Source organism: Bacillus sp. MZGC1 (assembly GCF_002998605.1).
Taxonomy (GTDB): Bacteria; Bacillota; Bacilli; order Bacillales; family Bacillaceae; genus Bacillus.
This window is the reverse complement of the sequence record NZ_PVRE01000002.1, coordinates 284592-305384: the sequence shown is the minus strand read 5'-3', so window position 1 is coordinate 305384 and position 20793 is coordinate 284592. Positions and strand designations below refer to the sequence as shown.

22 protein-coding genes, 1 pseudogene and 1 riboswitch are annotated in these 20793 nt (G+C 40.5%); of the genes and pseudogenes, 7 read left to right on the top strand and 16 right to left on the bottom strand.

The window, feature by feature from the left end; translation table 11 throughout:
- Positions 1-32: 32 nt before the first annotated feature.
- Positions 33-142: riboswitch (TPP riboswitch) on the bottom strand.
- Between the two features lie 59 nt (positions 143-201).
- Positions 202-2043 (bottom strand): monovalent cation:proton antiporter family protein, encoded by a 1842-nt coding sequence (locus C6Y06_RS06675; RefSeq protein WP_066031033.1) that lies wholly within the window; start codon positions 2041-2043, stop codon positions 202-204.
- 162 nt (positions 2044-2205) lie between these two features.
- On the opposite strand from C6Y06_RS06675, the gene prpE reads away from it, so the two are divergent.
- A complete protein-coding gene (gene prpE / locus C6Y06_RS06670) occupies positions 2206-2949 on the top strand; it encodes a bis(5'-nucleosyl)-tetraphosphatase PrpE (RefSeq protein ID WP_034663218.1) in 744 nt (247 codons plus the stop codon).
- A 42-nt stretch (positions 2950-2991) separates the two neighbouring features.
- Here the strand turns inward: prpE and C6Y06_RS06665 are convergent, their stop codons facing one another.
- From C6Y06_RS06665 to C6Y06_RS06650, 4 genes are all read right to left on the bottom strand, one after another.
- Complete coding sequence (locus C6Y06_RS06665) at positions 2992-3858, bottom strand: RluA family pseudouridine synthase (RefSeq protein ID WP_106036698.1); 867 nt, start codon at positions 3856-3858, stop codon at positions 2992-2994.
- Between the two features lie 44 nt (positions 3859-3902).
- Entirely contained in the window at positions 3903-4703 is an 801-nt protein-coding gene (locus C6Y06_RS06660; RefSeq protein WP_060596013.1) for an NAD kinase, read from the bottom strand.
- A gap of 65 nt (positions 4704-4768) precedes the next feature.
- The gene (yjbM, locus tag C6Y06_RS06655) at positions 4769-5398 is read right to left on the bottom strand and encodes a GTP diphosphokinase (RefSeq protein ID WP_003211990.1); all 630 of its coding nucleotides are present in this window, start codon (positions 5396-5398) and stop codon (positions 4769-4771) included.
- A gap of 33 nt (positions 5399-5431) precedes the next feature.
- The gene (locus C6Y06_RS06650; protein WP_106036697.1) at positions 5432-5797 is read right to left on the bottom strand and encodes a UPF0738 family protein; all 366 of its coding nucleotides are present in this window, start codon (positions 5795-5797) and stop codon (positions 5432-5434) included.
- Between the two features lie 236 nt (positions 5798-6033).
- Here C6Y06_RS06650 and C6Y06_RS06645 point away from each other — a divergent pair, with 236 nt between their 5' ends.
- The 5 genes from C6Y06_RS06645 to C6Y06_RS20310 all read left to right on the top strand — a co-directional run bounded on the left by C6Y06_RS06645 (position 6034) and on the right by C6Y06_RS20310 (position 9457).
- The gene (locus C6Y06_RS06645) at positions 6034-6612 is read left to right on the top strand and encodes a CYTH domain-containing protein (protein ID WP_106036696.1); all 579 of its coding nucleotides are present in this window, start codon (positions 6034-6036) and stop codon (positions 6610-6612) included.
- A gap of 21 nt (positions 6613-6633) precedes the next feature.
- Positions 6634-7404, top strand: coding sequence for a lytic transglycosylase domain-containing protein (locus C6Y06_RS06640; RefSeq protein ID WP_106036695.1), 771 nt, complete (start codon positions 6634-6636; stop codon positions 7402-7404).
- Between the two features lie 276 nt (positions 7405-7680).
- The gene (locus C6Y06_RS06635) at positions 7681-8079 is read left to right on the top strand and encodes a globin domain-containing protein (RefSeq protein WP_034621765.1); all 399 of its coding nucleotides are present in this window, start codon (positions 7681-7683) and stop codon (positions 8077-8079) included.
- Positions 8076-8987 carry a ClpXP adapter SpxH family protein gene (locus C6Y06_RS06630; RefSeq protein WP_034663234.1) on the top strand — a complete coding sequence of 304 codons (912 nt, stop codon included), beginning with the start codon at positions 8076-8078 and terminating at the stop codon, positions 8985-8987. Before C6Y06_RS06635 ends, C6Y06_RS06630 begins: the two co-directional genes overlap by 4 nt.
- Before the next feature lie 296 nt (positions 8988-9283).
- The gene (locus tag C6Y06_RS20310) at positions 9284-9457 is read left to right on the top strand and encodes a hypothetical protein (protein ID WP_034663238.1); all 174 of its coding nucleotides are present in this window, start codon (positions 9284-9286) and stop codon (positions 9455-9457) included.
- 103 nt (positions 9458-9560) lie between these two features.
- Here C6Y06_RS20310 and pepF read toward each other — a convergent pair whose 3' ends face one another.
- From pepF to C6Y06_RS20615, 5 genes and pseudogenes are all read right to left on the bottom strand, one after another.
- The gene (gene pepF, locus C6Y06_RS06625; RefSeq protein ID WP_317615038.1) at positions 9561-11387 is read right to left on the bottom strand and encodes an oligoendopeptidase F; all 1827 of its coding nucleotides are present in this window, start codon (positions 11385-11387) and stop codon (positions 9561-9563) included.
- A 214-nt stretch (positions 11388-11601) separates the two neighbouring features.
- Positions 11602-12762: a competence protein CoiA gene (locus C6Y06_RS06620; protein WP_106036694.1), complete on the bottom strand. Its 1161-nt coding sequence runs from the start codon at positions 12760-12762 to the stop codon at positions 11602-11604.
- 161 nt (positions 12763-12923) lie between these two features.
- Positions 12924-14444, bottom strand: a complete 1521-nt coding sequence (gene cls, locus C6Y06_RS06615) for a cardiolipin synthase (protein ID WP_034663247.1) — start codon at positions 14442-14444, stop codon at positions 12924-12926.
- 85 nt (positions 14445-14529) lie between these two features.
- A complete protein-coding gene (mecA, locus tag C6Y06_RS06610; protein ID WP_012009573.1) occupies positions 14530-15195 on the bottom strand; it encodes an adaptor protein MecA in 666 nt (221 codons plus the stop codon).
- Positions 15162-15282 (bottom strand): annotated as a pseudogene (locus C6Y06_RS20615) (hypothetical protein); the annotation flags it as partial. The pseudogene C6Y06_RS20615 and the gene mecA, both read right to left, overlap by 34 nt.
- A gap of 175 nt (positions 15283-15457) precedes the next feature.
- Between C6Y06_RS20615 and C6Y06_RS06605 the strand changes: the two are divergent.
- Complete coding sequence (locus tag C6Y06_RS06605) at positions 15458-16123, top strand: TerC family protein (protein ID WP_060596006.1); 666 nt, start codon at positions 15458-15460, stop codon at positions 16121-16123.
- Between the two features lie 39 nt (positions 16124-16162).
- On the opposite strand, the gene spxA is transcribed toward C6Y06_RS06605, so the two are convergent.
- From spxA to C6Y06_RS06575, 6 genes are all read right to left on the bottom strand, one after another.
- A complete protein-coding gene (spxA, locus tag C6Y06_RS06600) occupies positions 16163-16558 on the bottom strand; it encodes a transcriptional regulator SpxA (RefSeq protein ID WP_003211421.1) in 396 nt (131 codons plus the stop codon).
- A 193-nt stretch (positions 16559-16751) separates the two neighbouring features.
- Positions 16752-17330, bottom strand: coding sequence for a GNAT family N-acetyltransferase (locus C6Y06_RS06595; protein ID WP_060596005.1), 579 nt, complete (start codon positions 17328-17330; stop codon positions 16752-16754).
- A 136-nt stretch (positions 17331-17466) separates the two neighbouring features.
- Positions 17467-17754 carry a hypothetical protein gene (locus tag C6Y06_RS06590; protein ID WP_060596004.1) on the bottom strand — a complete coding sequence of 96 codons (288 nt, stop codon included), beginning with the start codon at positions 17752-17754 and terminating at the stop codon, positions 17467-17469.
- Between the two features lie 105 nt (positions 17755-17859).
- On the bottom strand, positions 17860-18780 hold the full coding sequence (locus C6Y06_RS06585) for an ABC transporter ATP-binding protein (protein ID WP_034663259.1): 921 nt from the start codon (positions 18778-18780) through the stop codon (positions 17860-17862).
- A 1-nt stretch (position 18781) separates the two neighbouring features.
- Positions 18782-19861 (bottom strand): ABC transporter ATP-binding protein, encoded by a 1080-nt coding sequence (locus tag C6Y06_RS06580; RefSeq protein WP_034663262.1) that lies wholly within the window; start codon positions 19859-19861, stop codon positions 18782-18784.
- 12 nt (positions 19862-19873) lie between these two features.
- Entirely contained in the window at positions 19874-20791 is a 918-nt protein-coding gene (locus tag C6Y06_RS06575) for an ABC transporter permease (RefSeq protein ID WP_034663265.1), read from the bottom strand.
- Positions 20792-20793: the final 2 nt, after the last annotated feature.

Sequence of the window (20793 nt, the reverse complement as noted above, 5' to 3'; positions counted from 1 at the left end):
GGAAAGTGGCTTGGAATTTGTAAAAAGCATAGTCAAAAACCGCACCACTTCCCTACGCAGGTATGAACCTGTTCAGGTAATGAGGGTCTAAAAGTCGACACTTTTATCTCAGCCCTTTTAAAGGACTCCCCTAGTGGATCAAATATATGATGTTGTACTTCTATCTTAATCAGGAATTGTTCATTGGTCAAGGGTTCATTCTTACTCTAATTGGGCTCTTAGTCCTGCCACATACTCACGAGAGCCTGACACAAGCACACGGTCGCCGCTTCTAAGCGTGGTATCTCCATGTGGTACTAAGCTGTCTACCCCTCTGAAAATACGGACAAAGACCAAATCACCGGTAAACGGAAATTCCCTCAGCATGACATTGTGATAACGATGATTGTTCATTTGAATTTGATACAAAGAAGTATCCTCATTTGTTAATAATCGAATCGCATCCGGTGCTTCAATCAAGGCTCTTAGCACCGTTTTAGATGATAGGAAATTAGAAAACGTATCAATGCCTGCTTCCTTCAATGTCAGCTCTGTCTCAGCTTTGTTGACACTAGCAATGACTTGTTTCGCTCCTTCTTCCTTTGCAAATAAAGCAATTTCCTTATTTTTCGTCTCACTGCCTGTTGCGACGACGAGGACATCCTCCTGGCCAACGCCTGCCTTTCGCAGCGTCTCATCGTCGTACTCTTCAATCGATTCGACTTCAAAGATGGAGTCAGCAAGCAGCGCTTCTTTATTTTCTTGAAAGACATGTAAAATCCGAATATCATATTCATCCTGATGTAAATCAAGTGTGACAGGTAAGGTCAGCTGATTTGCACCAATAAAGGTCACACGTTTTTTATGGCTCGCAGCTTGTTCTTTTTTAAACAGCGCTTTAAACCAAACAGGCGTTAAAATACTCGTGAGTACCGCGACTAGAATCAGCGCTCCAGACATTTTATGGTCAATGACTCCGAGCCGCTCCCCTATCGTCGCAGCTGCAATGACGAGTGATAACGTCGATGTTAATAAAAAGCCAGAACCGATCACTTTTTTCATGTCATACCATTTTTTCAAATAAAGAATCGGGATGAGCTTACTAACCAGTAATGCAATAAACAGCAGCGGGATCATGATCATAATGGTTGGGTCCTTGAACAGTGCCCATATATTTAAATCCACTCCGACCATCACAAAGAAGATGGGGATCAAAAATCCGTAGCCAAATGAATCCAGCTGCTGGACAAGCTCTTTATTCGGCGAAAGAAGGGACACAAGTACGCCCGCTAAAAACGCCCCAAGAATATTTTCAGCACCGAGTGATTCAGATAAGGCAACTAAGACTATAATGAGAGTAAAGATCGCCCTTGTCCCAATTTGCACGGTCCCTTTTGACATGGACTGAAAAATCGACTTTGTCTTAAATACGCGGCCAAATAAATAAAGCAGAATGCCCGCAGCAAATAATAAGAGCAGAAGCCACATATTCCCTGTACCATCGCCATAAATGGAGGAAAACACAGCAAGTAAAATCATCGTCACCAAATCAGCAATGACGGCGACAAGCAAGATGATTTGACCGATATTCGTCTGCATTAACTTTTCCTCTTTTAAGGTGGGAACCACTACCCCTAATGAGATGGTCGATATAATGAGCGTCATTAAAAAGGCATTTTGGATAAACCCTGCAAGGACAAACGCATAGGACAGGATAAAAGAAATACTAAATACGCCAACAAAAATAATCGTGGCTGCCTTAAACGTATTTGGTTCTTTTAGACCATTTGGCAGTTCTCGTGCTTTCTTCTTTGACTCAAAAGAAGAAAAATCTATTTCAAGTCCACTTAAAAACATCAGAAAAATAAAACCGAGCATGGATAACGTGTCTAACCATGCATCATGTTCAACTACCAGTTGAAGACCGCTTTTTCCAATGATGAGCCCCATGATGATTTCAGCAACAACGACCGGAATGGTCAGCTTAAATCGGTGCAATAAAAGTGGGGTGAAAAAGGCGACAATAATAACGACAACGAGTGATGAAACAGATGTATGCTCCATTGGCTAAAGCCTCCTAACATTGATGTTTAATCTTTTAAGTTTTACGTTAAAGCATTGATTCTAACAATTGCCTAAATGAAAAGAAAGCCATTCGTTATATGTTCTAAAATTCAAACTTCTTTAACCCCGATGAATGGATGAGAAAGATCAGGAGGAAATCTTATGAAATTTGATATCATTGGAGATATCCACGGCTGCTACGAAGAGCTGCTTACCCTCATACACAAACTAGGATACGAACTCAAACATGGATTACCCGTCCATCCTGATAAGAGAACGCTAGCCCTTGTCGGTGATTTAACAGATCGAGGCCCTCAGTCAGTAGATGTGATGCGATTTGTCATTCATGCCTACGCACACGGCGCGATCCGCTACGTACCTGGCAACCATTGCTTTAAGCTTTATCGCTATTTGAAAGGAAATCCCGTGAAATTACTTCATGGCATCGAAACCACAGTGAACGAAATAAAAAAGCTGCCCCTTCATGAACAAACCAAATTGTCACATGAATTTAAGCAGCTATTTGAGAAGGCTCCGCTTTACGATGTACTCATTCCTGATGAACTGATTATTGCTCACGCAGCGATGAAGGAAAAGGACATTGGAAGAAAACCGAACAAACAGATGCGATCCTATCTATTATTTGGCGCGGTCACAGGAGAAACATGGCCAGATGGACGACCTGTGCGGAAGGATTGGGCAAAGGAATATCGCGGAAAACCGTGGATTGTATACGGACATACACCAGTGAAAGAACCCCGCTTCGTTGGCAGAACCGTCAATATTGATACAGGCTGCGTATTTGGCCACCGGCTGTCTGCCCTCACATATCCTGAGCTTGAAACGGTCTCTGTTCCTTCCTCTATGCCTTATGACGATTCAAGGTTTCAGCATTTCACATCATAAAAAAACCCGGTCCTGCGCTTGCAGGTAGCCGGGTTTCTCTATTTAAAGCAGCAATGATTTCATGTCTTCAGGAAGCGGAGCCGAGAATGTCAATTCCTCCCCAGTCATCGGATGAGGAAAGACAAGAGTCTCACTATGCAGTGCCTGACGGTCCATCCGCTCACTCGTTCCGCCATATAGCGTATCTCCGATGAGCGGGTGACCAAGATACTTCATATGAACACGAATTTGATGTGTTCTCCCAGTTTCAAGTGATAGAGCCACATCTGACATGTTCAACTCAGCGTCCACCGCTCGCACTGTAAAATGCGTCACTGCTTCCTGTCCAGTATCATCGACCATTCGCTCGATGATACTATCTCCTTTTCGGGCAATTTTTGCACGAATGGTTCCATACTTTTCCGAGATCATGCCATGTGTAAACGCTCTGTATGTTCGTTTGACCGCTCCACTTTTTTGCGCTTTTGATAAAAGGCTGTGGGCAAAGCGATGCTTGGCCACGAGCATGACGCCCGATGTATCACGATCAAGGCGGTTCACCAAATGAACCGTCAGCCGAACAGACTGCTCTGCATAATGGTGCAGCAATCCATTCGCAATACTGTGCTCTGGGTGTTCCCGAGAAGGAATGGACGGGATATATGGTTTTTTATTCAGCACAAGGACATGCTCATCCTCAAATAAAATATCAAGCGGAATTGGAGCAGGCTTCAGCCCTTCACTCACTTTTTCCTCTGGGAATAAAATGGTGAGCCTGTCTCCGTTATGCAGCTTGTATCTCACAGTCACATGCTCTCCATTAATGAGGAGATCACCGCCATCAAATTTAATATCCGCCAGCATTCTTTTTGAAATGCCAAGATCTATTAAATAATTCTTTAAAAGCAGCCCTTCTTCTTTGGCTGTCATGGTTTTATTTAGCGTAAAGTATTCCAGCGAGAACGACCTCTTTCTTATTCTCCTTTTCCGATAAAGGAATCTTGCACCCTTTTCCAAAACGGAAATGGTCTAAATCGGGCAAAACGGACATTCTCGTCGGCTACCCGGCATTGAATGGATTTGACGTCCTTATGAAGCAGCGTCAAATGATCAATGGTTACTTGAAAATCAACATCATTCATCGGTTTAATGACACAAGTATGGTGGTCTGGCAAAATAAGCGGTGAACCGACCGTTCGAAACACTCTGTTGTTGATTGAAGCCATTTCTGCCAGCTGAATGGCTCTAATGGAAGGATGAATAATGGCGCCTCCAAGTGCTTTATTATAGGCTGTACTGCCAGACGGTGTAGACAGACAAAGACCGTCACCTCTGAATGTTTCAAACAGCTGACCCCTAATTTCAACATCTGCCACAAGCGTCCCTTCCATACTTTTAATGGTACATTCATTCATCGCTAAATATTTCTCTTCTCTGCCGCCGTCGTTGTATCTGACAATGACTTCTAAGATCGGATATTCCACAATGTGATAGGGCGTTTTCGCAATAGCTAAGACGAGTTTTTCAATTTCACTTGGCACCCAGTCAGCATAAAAACCAAGATGACCTGTATGAACACCGACAAAAGCTGTTTCATTCAGACGGTCGCTATAACGGTGAAACGCATAAAGAAGGGTGCCGTCTCCACCAACCGTAATGACAAGATCCGGTTCCTCTTCGTTGAGTTCCATCCCGAAATCCAATAAGTAGGTCTGAATTTTATTTTTGAGTGTGTCAGATACAGAATTCCCTTTCGAAGAAACTGCAAATTTCATGAATTCTTCTCCTTTTCCACCTTGCTGCTATGAGAGGGCAGCATCATATTTGATCAAGCTCAGGCTCAGCTATCGTTTTTCTTTTTCCGGGAAAATGCCACTTGTGCTTCTTGAATTTCCCCTCTAATTTCAGACATCTCATCATCAAGCAGAGATGCTGCCTCAGAAGCTCTTTGAAGGCGCAGCTTGACTTTCTCCGGGATATTCCCGCTATATTTATAATTCAGAGAATGCTCAATGGTCGCCCAAAAGTTCATCGCAAGTGTACGAATTTGGATTTCGACGAGGAGCTGCTTCTCTCCGTTGATCGTTTGCAGCGGATATAACACAACAAGGTGGTATGAACGGTATCCGCTTTCTTTATGTTCTGCAATATAGTCGCGTTTATCAACAACCACAAAGTCTTTTCGTGACTGGAGCATTTTTTTCACGACTTGTATGTCTTCTACAAACTGGCACATAATGCGAAGCCCAGCAATATCCTGCATCGTTTCGATTTCATGCATCGGGATGTTTTTACGCTTTGCCTTTTCTAATATGCTGGCAACAGGTTTCACTCGGCCTGTGACAAATTCTACTGGTGAATGGTCATCCTCAAATTCATACAGCTTTCGAATGCCCTTTAGTTTCACTTTTAATTCTTCGACTGCTTGTTTATACGGTGCGAGGAATTGATCCCATTGTTTTTTGTCCATGAAACTTCCCCCAATTCCATATACCTAATTATTTCAGAGGAATGTGCTCTTCACTTTCTCTTCCATATCTCCGTAATTGGCATTGTCTTTAATATTGTCGATTAAATAATGTAATTCTTGATGAAGCTGAATGAGTTCTAACGAATGTTCTCCCGCTGCCAAATAGACAGGGATGTCAAGATTCATTGCTTCTTTTATTGGAGCCCATGTATGTTCCCCTAAGATAAGATACGAAAAGGACTCCTCGTTTTCAAGTATGTAAACGAACGCAAAGTGATCAGAATCAACAAGCATTTGTCCTGATGCTTTTGCTTTTTGGATTTGCTCTTCTGACGTGGTCGTCAAAATTAGCCTGTCTTCTTTTAAAGTTGCTTCTGTGATTTCAATTCGGTTTTGCATCATGATCTCCTTTACAACAAAGTACAGCTTTATTTTATCATATCAAGTTCAATATTGATAAACCGAACTTTTTGAGAAAATCCTATTTTCTTCTTATAAATGATCCTTTCACATGATTCTCCATTTATTTTGGCACATGTGGAAAGAGAAATAAGAGATAAAAACAGCCTTTTACATGATGAACACACTTCATGTACAATAATCATATTTCTTCTAAATGAAAGGTTGATGTCAAAATGGCACAGGAAATTGAAATAGAGCTAAAGCAATTGTTAATGAAAGAAGAATTTGAACAGCTGAAACAACATTTTCAATTGAAGGATTCGGATTTTCACACACAAACCAACTATTACTTTGATACACCTCAATTTGATATAAAATCTCAATTCGCTGCACTAAGAATGAGAGAAAAAGACGGTCAGTGGGTTCTCACGTTAAAGGAACCACACGAAATAGGCTTGCTCGAAACCCACCAAACGATCGCTCCTCCTTCAAGCCTTGACGATTTTCAGCTGCCAGAAGGTGAAGTAGCTGACAGGTTAGACCATCTGAACATTCAAAAGGATCAAATTGTGTATTTTGGTTCACTTGAAACATCAAGAGCTGAAAAAAAGATCAAAGAAGGCTTAATTGTTTTGGATCACAGCCGATATTTAACAGTAGAGGACTATGAACTTGAATTTGAAGTGAGCGACCTGGAAATCGGACAAGCCGCATTCTCCGCATTGCTCCAAAAATTCCAAATCCCTGTACGAAACACGAAAAACAAAGTCGTACGTTTTTATGAAGAGAAAATGAAAACACAGAATAGATGAATTCCTTGAAGGAGGAACATGATGAACGTCAATCAACTTCAATCCTTTATGCAGCTTCAAGCGCTTAAAACGTTACAATCAGACCCTGGACAAACACAAATACCGGCCGGCCAAGAATCGAATGCACAAGCTTCATTTCAGTCGCTGCTGCAAGATTTTTTAGGCGGCGGATCAGAATTATCACGCCTGCCGCTTTCTATTTCTGCGTTTATGGGAACGGACCCATCAACGGCTCCGAACACGCAATACGCGCGTACAAACCCATACTTGTCTGCTATCGCTGGCAGTGAGCAGCTTCAATCTCCATCTTCATATGCGAATGACGCTCAATTGAATACAGCGAACGGCATTGGGAATGTCTTAAACAACAGCTACACGCCGCCGCTTCAAAAGGCTGTTTCAAACGGCTCATCATCAAAAGAAATTAATCAAATCGTGTCACAAATGGCTCAAAAGCATGGCGTTCCAGAGAAGCTGATTCATGCGGTCATCAAGCAAGAATCCGGCTATCGTACGAATGCGGTCAGTCATGCAGGAGCACTTGGCCTCATGCAGCTTATGCCATCTACTGCTAAGTCACTTGGTGTGAATAATGCCTTTGATGCGGCCCAAAACATCGAAGGCGGTACGAAGTATATAAAACAAATGCTTCAGAAATATAATGGAAATGTCTCACTCGCCTTAGCTGCTTATAATGCAGGCTCAGGAAATGTTGATAAATACGGTGGCATTCCACCATTTAAAGAAACACAAAATTATGTAAAGAAAATCACAGCACAATATTTCGCTTAAACCGAAGAGAATAACCTCTTCGGTTTTTTGTATGTCGCTTTTCACCCTTTTTTGACTGAATGTGTTATGATATGGTCAATTGATCACGGAACCCGCCTCTCCCCTTATTTCCAATAGACCAAAGCGGTTTGTTTGTGGAATTGAGTTGAGGTTGTTAAAATAAGTATACAAGAATAGAAACAATAAAATAGAACAAACTGAATATCACTTTTGAAATAAATGAATTCACAATAGGGCGCTTCATCCTATTAACTACGAGTAAAAGGAGTAGTCAACATGGTACAATCGTTTAACGCACCTTACGAAGCGGTTGGAGAGGAACTTCTATCGCAACTTGTTGATACTTTTTATGAAAATGTAAAGTGTCATCCTTTGCTTCATCCTATTTTCCCGGATGACTTAAAAGAAACAGCAAGAAAACAAAAACAGTTTTTAACTCAATATTTAGGCGGACCCCCGCTTTATACAGAGGAGCATGGCCACCCTATGCTGCGGGCGAGACATCTCCCTTTTCCGATTACTGAGGAGCGGGCTGACGCATGGCTTGAATGCATGAAGGATGCGATGGATCAAGTAGGATTAACCGGCGATATTCGTGACTTTTTATTTGAGCGGCTTTCTCTAACGGCTCGTCATATGGTCAATCAAACACCTGAAAAGGATGGACGATCTTGAGCTGCAATACGCACGATCAATATTTCTCACACTGTCACGGACATCCTCAAAAGCCGATTGAAATCTATGTATTCATTGACCCTCTAAGTCCAGACTGCTGGTTATTAGAGCCATCCATTAAAAAATTGAAAATGAAGTACGGCCGTTTTTTCACTTTACGAACGGTGACAAGTTCTAGTATTAATGCATTGAATCGAAAACGAAAAAAGCATTTACTGACCGAAGCATGGGGGAAATTTGCTACCAAAACTCAGACCAAAAAAGAACAAATGCTGTCCGAACAAATTGTGACTTCACCCTACCTCGCCTCGCTTGCATTAAAAGCGGCTGAGCTTCAAGGCAGAAAATGCGGAATGAAGTTTCTGCGTCTCATTCAAGAATCACTTTTTTGCCATCAGCAAGATGTGACAAGTGAACATGTGCTGCTAGAAAATGCAAAAAGTGCTGGACTGGACATCGAGGAATTCCAGCGCGATATTCATTCTCAAAGTGCTGTTAAAGCACTACAATGTGATATGAAAATTGCAGCTGAAATGGACGTATCTGAGCTTCCGACCTTTGCCTTTTTTAATACAGTAAACGGGGATGAAGGATTAAAAATTTCAGGTGCGTACTCTTATGATGTATACGAGGAAATCCTTTTTGAAATGATTGGTGAAAAACCAACACCTTCAGAACGGCCTCCAATTGAATGGTTTATTGCTTACTTTCAATTTGCATCTGCAAAAGAGATTGCTGTCGTTTATGACCTGACACTTGAAGAAGTTGAACGAGAAATGAAAAAGCTGGCTTTCGCTAAAAAGGTAGAACGTGTACAAGTACATCAAGAAATGTTTTGGCGCTATAAAGTAGATGATCATCATTCAGATCTTGATCTCTACCGCTGTGAGAATGAACATGGGTGCTGACCCATGTTTTTTCTTTACCCTAAAAAGGAACACCCGTTCTATTTTTAAGCACGAAGAAACCGCGCCGGGATAAGCGCGGTTTCACTATGTCTTAACGACAACAAAGGGGATGGGAGAAATTTTTCACGGTCAAACAAAGGGGTAATGTTTGTATGTGATTAATTTCACATCTGTAGTATATCAAATTTTGTCGACTTATGACAACAGATATACTATATGTTCATATTTTTGTCACAAAACATAAGAGGGTTGTCACTTTCATATAGTGAAAGTAACGAAAAAATGGAGGGATCTGCATGCGCAGCACAACCATTGGACTTGTTTCCATTGGCTTATGTTTCTTTTTAAATATATTAGGCTTAATGAAAATGCTTCCTCTTTATCTAACATCCCCACTCTTATTTGCTTCTATTCTTTTTACACTTTATCGAATGAACCACCGGAAGACCTTTAAGGGATTTAAAGGTTGATGATAAGGAACGGCCTCTACATGCGAAGAGGTCTTTTTTTATGAGAAAAAAACTCCTGTCAAAAGATGAGTTTGCACTCACGCGTCTGACAGAAGTCTTTTCATCACTCACCCGTTTTAGAGATGAGCTCTTCCATTTCTTTCAGCTTTTCTTCGAACAATTGACATGCTGCTTTGATTGGTTCTTTGGAAGCCATATCAACACCTGCTTTTTTCAACACATTGATTGGATAATCAGAGCTTCCTGCTTTAAGGAAGTCTGTGTAGCGCTCCACCGCAGGTTTTCCTTCTTCTAATATTTGCTTGCTTAATGCCTGTGCAGCACTATAGCCTGTTGCATATTGATAGACATAATAGTTGTAATAGAAGTGAGGGATTCTCGTCCATTCTAATCCGATTTCTTTATCCACAACCATGCCGTCTCCAAAATACTTCTTGTTCAGGTCGTAATAAAGGTTCGTCATGAATTCCGGCGTTAAAGCCTCTCCTTCTTGTGCTTTCACATGAATCAGATGCTCAAACTCAGCAAACATCGTCTGTCTGAATACCGTTCCTCTAAATCCTTCTAATAAGTGATTTAGCACATACAAACGCTGCTTTTTATCATCTAGATAATTCAGCAGGTATTCGCCAAGTAACGCTTCGTTTGTCGTAGAAGCCACTTCAGCTACAAAGATACTATAGTTTCCATACGGATATGGCTGATGCTTTCTTGTATAGTAGCTGTGGACAGAGTGCCCAAATTCATGAGCCAGTGTAAATAAATTATCAATATTATTTTGCCAGTTCATGAGGATATATGGATTTGTACCATAGCTTCCAGATGAATACGCACCGCTGCGTTTCCCTTTATTCTCATAAACGTCTACCCAGCGATTGCTCAGTCCCTCTTTTAACACGGACACATATTCTTCTCCTAATGGCGCTAACCCTTTTAGCATATAATCTTTTGCTTCATCGTAGGTTAGCTTCATACCAGCATCTTTTACAAGTGGTGTATACAAGTCATAATTGTGCACTTCATCAAGCTTTAATACCTTTTTACGCAATTCAATATAACGGTGTAATAACGGTAAATATTGATGAACTGTATCAATCAGATTGTCATATACTTCTTCTGGAATACTGTTCCGAGATAGTGCCGCTTCTCTTGCTGAGTTATAATTTCGTACTTTTGCATAAAAATTATCCTTTTTAATCGAACCGCTCAGTGTCGAAGCAAGCGTGTTTTTATACTGATCATACGTTTTATACACAGCTTTAAAGGCATTCTTTCTCACTTCACGGTCATCACTGTTTAAAAATGTGATAAAGTTGCCGTGGGTAATCTTCTTTTCTTCCCCATTTTCATCCTTTACAGAAGGGAACGAAATATCAGCATTGTTAAACATACTAAAAGTAGTAGATGAAGTTGAGAGTGGTTCAGAGACCTCAGCTAATAAAGCTTCTTGCTCCTCACTTAAAATATGTGGACGCTCTTTATTAATTTCTTCGAGAGCATGGGAATACAGTTTTAATTCTTCTTTTTCCAGAATAAACTGCTGCAATTTATCTTCTTGAATCGATAAAATCTCTGGAACAATATAAGCAGAAGTACTAGAGAGCTGTGTAAATAAATTCGATGCTTTATCATTCAGCGCTTGAAATGATGAGTTAGTTGTATCCTCATCGTATTTCATGTGCGCATATGTATAAAGCTTACCAAGCTTTTCAGAAAGCTGATCCTGAAAGGTTAGGGCTTCATACAGTACATCAGCAGAATGGGCCAGCTTGCCTTTAAATTGGGCTAGCTTAGGAATTTCTTTTTTGACAGCTTCGAATTCCTTGTTCCATGCATCAACGCTTTCGAAAATATCTTCAAGACGCCATTTGTTTTCTTCTTTTACTTCGCTTCTGTCTGGTAAATGGTTATTTTTGCTTTGTGAAGTCATATGAATCCCCCTTGCATAAGTTGTGTTGAACCAACCTTTCGGAAAGTGAAAGAAATTGGTGTTGTATTTATCTTCTTTGTTTTGAACTATATTTGTCAAATCATATGCAGAAAAAAATACCAAACAGACTAAAAAAATGAGAAAAAAGCGTTTCTTTCTATTCAATCGCAGCACCACCTTTTTCTTATCATGATCAAAGTGGGCATGAAACATGCTAACGAAATAAGAAAGCATCTCGTTTGAACGCTTCATCTACTGTTCGTATCGGCATTTGATTCGACGCTACTTCATAATTACCCTTTTTCGTCATGTGTAAAAACCCTTGTCTGACAAGCGCCTTAACATATGCAGTGATGACCTCTTGTATTTCTTCTATTGAAACATCACCGTATCGGAGCTTTACTTCTTTCATCTGGACACACCGCTTGATTTCTTTCATCAGCAGTTGAACCGTTACTGGACTGCTTCCTTTTTTCCTCATCATCCAATCATACAGACACCCCTGCCAGACATAAACAGGACTTGTAAAAATATACGTTTCTTTCAGCGGGATAAATAATTCAGTTGGCAGAAAAGGGAAAGCCATTTGATGATGCTCATAGAAAATGTCTCTCAACCGCTTGCTTTCATTTGATAAAATGCGGGGAGGCCGCTGCCTAAATTGCCGTATGCATCTAAGCCATTGCTTGTAGACTGGACGCTTGCTTGAGGGCGGAGATAGGAGCGCCGAAAGTTCGCGGTATGCTGTTGGCGGTCTGACAGTCATGGCGGCACATATTTTCGTTGGTTGAAATACGAGAAGTTGAGCAAGATGGATGAATCTATTCTGGAGCGGACAGTAAAAAATCAGACTCCCTTTCTGTGATTCCCTTAACATTCCCCAATGAATGGAGGAGAAGGAAAAGAGCTGGGCAGATATTCGCTTTAAACGATTTGCCCCTATTAGCCATATAGGGATGAGCCCCGCTTCACGGAGCCCTGCTGTTCTTTTGCGCAGCTCTTGCCGTGAAATATTTGAGCATTGATATTCTATTGCATAACTTGTTCCTCCAATAGAGACGGCCACGTCAGGACGCTGATGAACCTTTGACACATACTTTTCAAGCACCGGTTTATGTCCCAGCCGCTGAAGCCAATTCATGATGGCTTCTTTCCCCGCCTGATGATAAGCCGTTTCGCTTGAGGCTAGTGGACATGCTGTCAGCTGTTTATGTGCAAAATGATACACACGTTGTTCACCAAGCTTTAATTGCACCTCTTCCCTGCAATCAGGACAATAAAATTTGCACGTCGTCCTTACATGCTCCAGCCGGTTTTTAGATAAATGATGTGTAATTCGAATAAGCTTTCCATTATCCATGATCGCTGTATTCATTCTGCTCGCCCCTTACTCTTTGATGACCGTATTATAGCTTGTTCGTCTATTAAGAAGCGAATAGGCAAATTGAACTTTTATCATATCAAAACATGATTTTACTGATGTTTTCCTGAGGAAAATGAAAAAACCCCCTGATAAAAAGGGGGAAAATACAATCTTTATAGTAATGGTGATAATAATCTTGCTGTGGATTCAAACAGTCTTACCCTTAACGGTCTCTTTGCAAATTCTTCTGGGACAATTTCATGCGACTGCTCTAAATCACCTAAGAAGTCGTTCACGAGCTTCTCTGTGCTTTTCGTTTTATATAGGAAGGCATTCACTTCAAAATTCAAATGAAAGCTTCTCATATCCATGTTGGCCGTTCCTATCGAAGCCAGCTCGCTGTCCACAATGATAAATTTACTATGCATAAAGCCTTGATCATACTCATACACCTTTGCTCCTGCTTCTAAAAGCTCTGGGAAGTATGAACGGGACGCATGGAAGACGATCCGTTTATCTGGATTCTTCGGAGCAATAATCCGTACGTCTACTCCGCTTAATGCAGCAATTTTTAATGCAGACAAAATATCATCATCCGGCACAAAATACGGTGAAGCGATCCAAATAGACTTTTTGGCAGAGATAATCATGGAGAAAAAGAGATTTTTAATGACCTCCCACTGTTTATCAGGACCGCCAGCAATCATTTGTACGCCTTCTGTTGTGCTCTCAAGGTGGCTGAAATCTTTGAAGTAGTCCACACCTGCGCATCTTTCATTCGTCATATAGTACCAATCCTGCATGAAAATCTGCTGCAGGTCACGAACAGCTTCCCCCTTAATCATCAAATGCGTGTCACGCCAAAATCCATATTGTCTGCTTCTGCCCATATATTCGTCTCCAATGTTCAGCCCGCCGACAAATCCGGCTTCTCCATCAATCACGACAATTTTTCGGTGATTTCGGAAATTGATTTTATTATTTAACAGGGGTAGTCTCACAGGTAAAAATGGAACGATCTGAACGCCGGCCTTTTCGAGGTCAGCAATATATTGACGAGAGAGCTTTAAGCTTCCTACATCGTCATATAAAAAGCGGACAATCACGCCATTTTTCGCTTTATCAATGAGAATATCTTTTAATTCTTGTCCAAGGTCATCGTGGCGGAGAATATAATATTCTAAATGAATGTGATGTGTCGCCTTTTTGATTTCTTCAAAAATATGAGAGAATGTTTCTTCTCCATTCGTCAGGACTTTAGAGGACGTGCGATACGTAATAGGGGTATGTCCGAGTCTGTGGGCCAGCTTAAATAAGAGCTGCTGATGATCACCCATATGCGTCATTTTCTCAATCGCTTCTCTATGAATATGCTCATCTTCCTGGATTAACTGTTCATCTAGAATGGCTTTCTTTTCAAACAGCCTGCGTTTTTTGATATTGCGTCCAAAGAAAATATAGAACAGAAAGCCGAATAACGGAAAGCTGCCAAGCAGGACAAGCCACGTTATTGTTTGAGATGGATTCCGGTTCTCCAAGAATATGACAAACCCGATGAAGATAATCGATAAAGTGAATAGAACACTGACAGAACTTAATACACTTACCGCTAAATCACCAGCAATTAATTGAATGACTAAATAAGCACCTATCGTAATGATAAGAAAAAATAGAACTTTGACTAAATTTCTCATTTCATTTTCTCCTTGCCGATCTCTTTATTTACCTATTCATTCAGATAAAAAAGCCGATTCCTCTATAGAAATCGACTTTTGTTGGTTACGAGAAGTGCTGTTGAATCGTTTCAAGGGCATTTCCTTCGATAATCAGCTGACCGTATTCTTTCAGTCTGTAAATGCTGACCACTGATTCATGAGCATATTCAAGCAAAATGCTGAGCTTATTCTCCACTTGCTCATCTGACAAATCCTCGTGGAAGTCAACATATAGATAATAACGGTTTTCAAACGAATATAAACTTGTGGTAAAATCCTGCATATTTAATTGAGAAAGTGCAATCAAATCTTCAAAGTCATCCATTTTCAACACAAATTGAAGTTGAAGTTTTTTGTCCTTCTCATTATGGTCTTCTTGATCCTGCTCTTCTTTTTGAAAATCATCAAGCAGTGCGTCTAGACTTTCTTCATCTGTTTGATCTTTTTTATCTTCTGGAATCGGCAATTCGAGCTTTTGTCCATCTTTAGAAAGTTGGGCTTTCGTCACGACAATTTCAAGACCTTTGTCAAGTGCCTGCACTTGAATCCAAAGAGGTCCCTCAACTGCAAATTCTTCTTCTTCGTGCACTTCGTCCATTACTTCCCAAAACAGCTCTTCACTGCGTTCACGATTATACCAAATTTCTTCACGGTCAAATCCGCGGTCTTCAATATCACCGTAGGAAATATAAAATTTCACTGTATGTTCATTAATTCTTTCGATTTCCATTTTGCCAACCTTCCCTTCTATATAAGATGTTGAAGGGACATACAAGCTCCCAATTAATAGTACTTTACTACACTTTACCCGTTCCGTCTACATGTTAACCTTTTAAAGAATTGAGGTATTGCTTCGTACTGTCTATTTTATGATAAAACATGAATAAAAGAAATAAAAACGCATTTTTTGCAGAGAAAACTTACAGAAACATATATTTGAATTGTCCTCATATATTGGTTGTACGAGCTCTATTAGACATGAGGTGAAATGGATGGAAACAGAGTGGATCATATCCTTACTGATGATTATTGGCATAGATCTGATTTTAGGCGGAGATAACGCGTTGATCATTGCGATGGCTAGCCGCAGCTTATCAAATGACAAACGCAATAAAGCCATATGGATCGGTACACTTTTGGCAGTGCTGATGAGAATTACGATGACAGGTGCCGCAGTTTATTTATTGACCATCCCTTATTTGCAATTTATCGGCGGGCTTTTTCTCCTTTATATAGGATACAATTTGTTAATTGAACAAAAGAAAGAATCGATTCGCATTAAAAGCAGCGGCTCCCTTTGGCGTGCGGTTCAGACCATTGTGATTGCAGATCTCTTTATGTCACTTGATAATGTGATTGCAGTTGCAGGTGCGGCAAAAGGCAACATGCTGCTGACCGCTTTCGGCCTTATGATTTCAGTACCGATTATTATTTGGGGAAGTAAGCTAATTCATGCCGCTTTAACCAAATTCCCGTTTCTTTTATACGGAGGAAGTGCTCTTTTGGCTTTTACTGGCGGTGAAATGATTGTTCGTGATGTGAAATTGAATGAATTTATGGCTCAGCATGCGACTCTTGAATTCATGCTCCCGTTTTTAACGGTTGTAATGGTCATTTTAGCCAGCTTATTTTACGAACAAACAGCTGAAAACAAATAAAAAAAGCTGCCAAATGATCGGCAGCTTTTCGTTTTTCAATTAGTTAGCAAGTCGCTGAGCTTCTCTTAGTTGGAATGTACGAACCGTTCTTGGAAGGAAACGTCTAATTTCATCTTCATTGTAGCCAACTTGTAGTCTTTTTTCATCCAAGATGATTGGACGTCTTAAAAGACCTGGATGCTCATTGATCAGTTTATACAATTGTTGAAGAGGCATTGTCTCAACATTCACATTTAGCTTTTGGAATACTTTTGAACGTGTTGAGATAATTTCATCTGTACCGTCTTCAGTCATTCGAAGAATTTCTTTGATTTCATCGATTGAAAGAGGCTCAGAAAAGATGTTTCTCTCTTGATACGGGATATTGTGCTCTTCTAACCACGCTCTTGCTTTTCTACATGATGTACAGCTTGGTGATGTGTATAATGTTACCATAAATCTTCACTCCTCAATTTGTAGAATGAATATTGATCTGTATTCTTAAATTAAAATTGTTCTAAATAAGTAATCTTTATAGTGATTATACTATAAAAAAGTAAGTGTGAACAGATTTTCTTGCAATTTTTGTGACAAAAACTAGACAATTTCATTCATTTTGTGGTGCCGTTTGATGTCTGAACATTCTCATTTAGTCGAGATGATCGAAAATATTTTTTTGTTTTCTATTTTCAATGACCTTCAATACATCATCAACATCCTCATACGACTGCCCATACCATTCTTCATCTTTATACGTATGGATTCGTTCATAGGTCTTCCTCATAGCCTCCATCATTTCTTCCTCATTATCTGTAAGAGGCGACCAATAAAGGATTTCCATGCGGTTCACTTCATTTGTTGCAAGTGACCTGCGTTTATAACCGATTGATTCTGCGTGCTTGAAGTGCTCTCTTTGGTAAAACTTTAGGCGTTTTGCAGTATCTGCATCATCTTCATCTACAGGCTCGACCTCAAGCAAGATCGGTTTCTTTTTTTCCTTCAGCTTATGAATGAGCTTTGATCCGAGGCCTTCACCTCTTGCATCTCTGGAAACAAATAAATAATCAATAAAGATGAAAGAATCAAATTCGGCGTACATCATCACATGATGAGGTCCTTCCTCCTTATGATAAACATCACTTCTTTCCTTTAATAAAGCTTCCATATGCTCTTTTGACTTCATTTCTTCTATCGGGAAGTATTCACTGAGCTTTTCATACCAATTCATGGATCCGCTCCTTATGATATCGTTAAGAACCACTTCCTTAGATATTCCCGATTTCCTATTATTTAAACGCCTGTACTAGTAAGACGCAGCAAAGTCTTCACTAGTTTCACTTTTTTTCAAACAACAGAAAAAAGTTTTATATCGAACGGTCTATGAGTAGTTGAAAACAAACAAAGAGGATAAGTGTCATCGCTATTTGAAACATAATGAAATAAAGATACTTCATGCGCCGTGCTTCTTGCTTCTGATTGCTTGTCTTTCGGTTAAGCATATATTCCACCGAAAAAGACACAATGCCAATGAGCACCATAAACACGAGCATCCACTGTCCCCCATTTGGTTTCCTCAAAAAAGACGTTGAAAAAAGCATGAATACAATTAGAAAGTGAAATAATGAGTAGCGAAACGTCTTCCATATGGACATCTGATTTCCTCCTAGAACCTGCTTGTTGTTATCTAGAAATTACCATCATCTTATTTTTTTGTAAAATAAAAAAAGAAGCACTGACATAGCAGCGCTTCTTTCTTCTTATGATTGTTTAGCTTGAAGCTCTTTGAATTCTTCCTCTGTGCAGCTCACAAAGTGACCTGGCTTCACTTCACGGAACTCGGTGTTCGTTCCTTTGTGAACAGATGGATCATACTTTATTCGTTTGCGGTTACGCTCATAATCTGGATCTGGGAGCGGAATCGCAGATAGTAATGATTTTGTATATGGATGAAGCGGATTTTCGTATAATTCATTCGCTGGTGCCAGCTCAACCAATTTTCCGAAATACATCACGCCAATACGATCGCTGATGTATTTTACCATAGACAGGTCATGGGCAATGAATAAGTACGTTAATCCTTTTTCTTCTTGAAGTTCTTTCATTAAGTTGACGACCTGTGCTTGGATCGACACATCTAATGCAGAGATTGGTTCATCGGCGATGATGAAATCTGGTTCAACTGCTAATGCACGGGCAATTCCGATACGCTGCCTTTGACCACCTGAGAATTCATGCGGGTATCTGTTTGCATGCTCTTTGTTCAAGCCAACAGTTTCAAGTAATTGGTACACACGCTCTTTACGTGCTTGCTTTGTTTTTGCTAGGCCATGAATGTCGATGCCTTCTGCAATGATATCAAGGACTGTCATTCTAGGGTTGAGTGAGGCATATGGATCTTGGAAGATCATCTGCATTTGACGGTTGAACTCAAGCATTTTTTGTCTTGATTTCTTCCCGTGTACACTTTCCCCTTTATAAAGAACCTCACCATCTGTCGCATCATAAAGTCTAATGATGGAGCGGCCCGTAGTGGATTTACCACAACCAGACTCCCCTACAAGGCCAAGTGTTTCACCTTTATAAATATCAAATGAAACTCCGTCAACTGCTTTCACAGTCCCTCTTGCTGTATGGAAATGTTGCTTCAAATTTTTGATTTCTAACAGTTTTTCTGCCATGCTATTCACCCTCTTTTACTAATACAGGTTTTTCGTAGCTACCTTCTAGTTCACGCATTCTCGCCTTTACAGAAGCAGGCGGTTCAACTTTAGGTGCATTTGGATGAAGTAGCCATGATTTCACATAATGCGTATCTGATACTTTGAACATTGGCGGTTCTTGTTCAAAGTCAATTTTCATTGCATAATCGCTTCGGAGTGCAAATGCATCTCCTTTCGGCGGGTTTGTCAGATCTGGCGGTGTTCCTGGGATTGCAGTCAGCTTCCCTTCATCTCCGCCATCTGTGTCAAGGCTCGGCATTGATGCTAAAAGTCCCCACGTATATGGATGTTTTGGATTGTAGAAAATTTCATCAACAGTCCCTGTCTCCACAATCTGTCCTGCATACATAACGGCTACACGATCAGCGACGTTGGCGACAACACCTAGATCATGCGTAATAAAGATAATAGATGTTTCAACCTTTTGCTGAATTTCTTTCATTAATTCTAAAATTTGCGCCTGAATCGTTACATCTAGTGCTGTCGTCGGCTCATCGGCAATCAATAGCTTTGGATCTGCTGCGAGCGCCATCGCGATGACAACCCTTTGTCTCATCCCGCCACTAAATTCGTGCGGGTATTGCTTGATTCTTTTTTCAGGCATTGCAATTCCAACAAGCTCCAGTAATTCAATGGCTCTTTTTTCAGCCGCTTCTTTTGAAATTTGTTCGTGCTTGAACAGTACTTCTGTAATTTGCTTCCCGACTTTCATCGTTGGATTCAAAGAAGTCATCGGATCCTGGAAGATCATTGAGATGTCTTTTCCTCGAATGGTTTGCATTTGTTTTTCTGTTTTCTTGACGATATCTTGCCCATCAAACAGGATCTGTCCGCGCTTGAAATAACCCGGCGGCATCGGTATTAATCTCATGATGGCCTGTGATGTCACACTTTTACCAGAGCCAGATTCACCTACAATAGCAAGTGTCTCGCCTTTATTTAAGTGAAAGTTCACACCACGAATGGCTTGAACCTCTCCACCATATGTTTTAAATGAGATTGCAAGGTCTTTCACCTCTAGAATACGTTCACGTTCCATCCTAATCACTCCTTATTTACGCAACTTCGGATCTAAAGCGTCTCTTAGTCCGTCTCCAACCACGTTAAAACCAAACATTGTTATACAGATAAATGCGGCTGGGAACCATAATCTCCAAGGATAGTACGTCATGGCCGGAATTCCGTCAGACGCCATTGTTCCCCAGCTCGCTAATGGAGCCGGTACACCAAGTCCTAGATAGCTTAAGAATGCCTCCGTGAAAATAGCTGAAGGAATGGTGAGTGTCATTGTGACAAGAATTGGTCCCATTGAGTTTGGAATTAAGTGTTTAAATAAAAGTCTAGATGTTTTCGCACCTAATGTTTGTGCAGCAAGAACGTACTCTTGACTCTTTAATTGTAGAACCTGTCCCCGAACGATACGTGCCATGTTTATCCAGCCTACGACTGTCATGGCGAGGATAATTGTTAATAATCCTTTTGGCAGAACAACCATCATTAAGATAACCATTAATAGTGTTGGAATTGCCCATAAAACGTCTGCGATACGCATCATGACTTCATCTGTACGGCCGCCTTTGAACGCAGCAATACTTCCCCAGATAATACCGATGATCACGTCAAGGACCGCTGCAGCAAGACCGATGAAGATCGAAATTCTTGCCCCGACCCATGTACGGACAAACATGTCACGTCCTAAATCATCTGTACCGAACCAGTGCTCTTTTGAAGGTGGCTGGTCTGCATTCAGTAAATCGGTCGTCGAGTAATCATATTTAGAAAAAATCGGAACAAAGATGGCCAGCATCACAATAATAAAAATGATTGAAAGACCAACCATTGCAAGTTTATTTGCACGGAAGCGAAGCATAGCATCCTTCCATAAAGATAGACTAGGTTTAGAAATTTTTTCAGATTCTGCTGCGTCAGCTGTCGCAGGAACAAATAAATCTTTTCTCATCTCTTCCATGT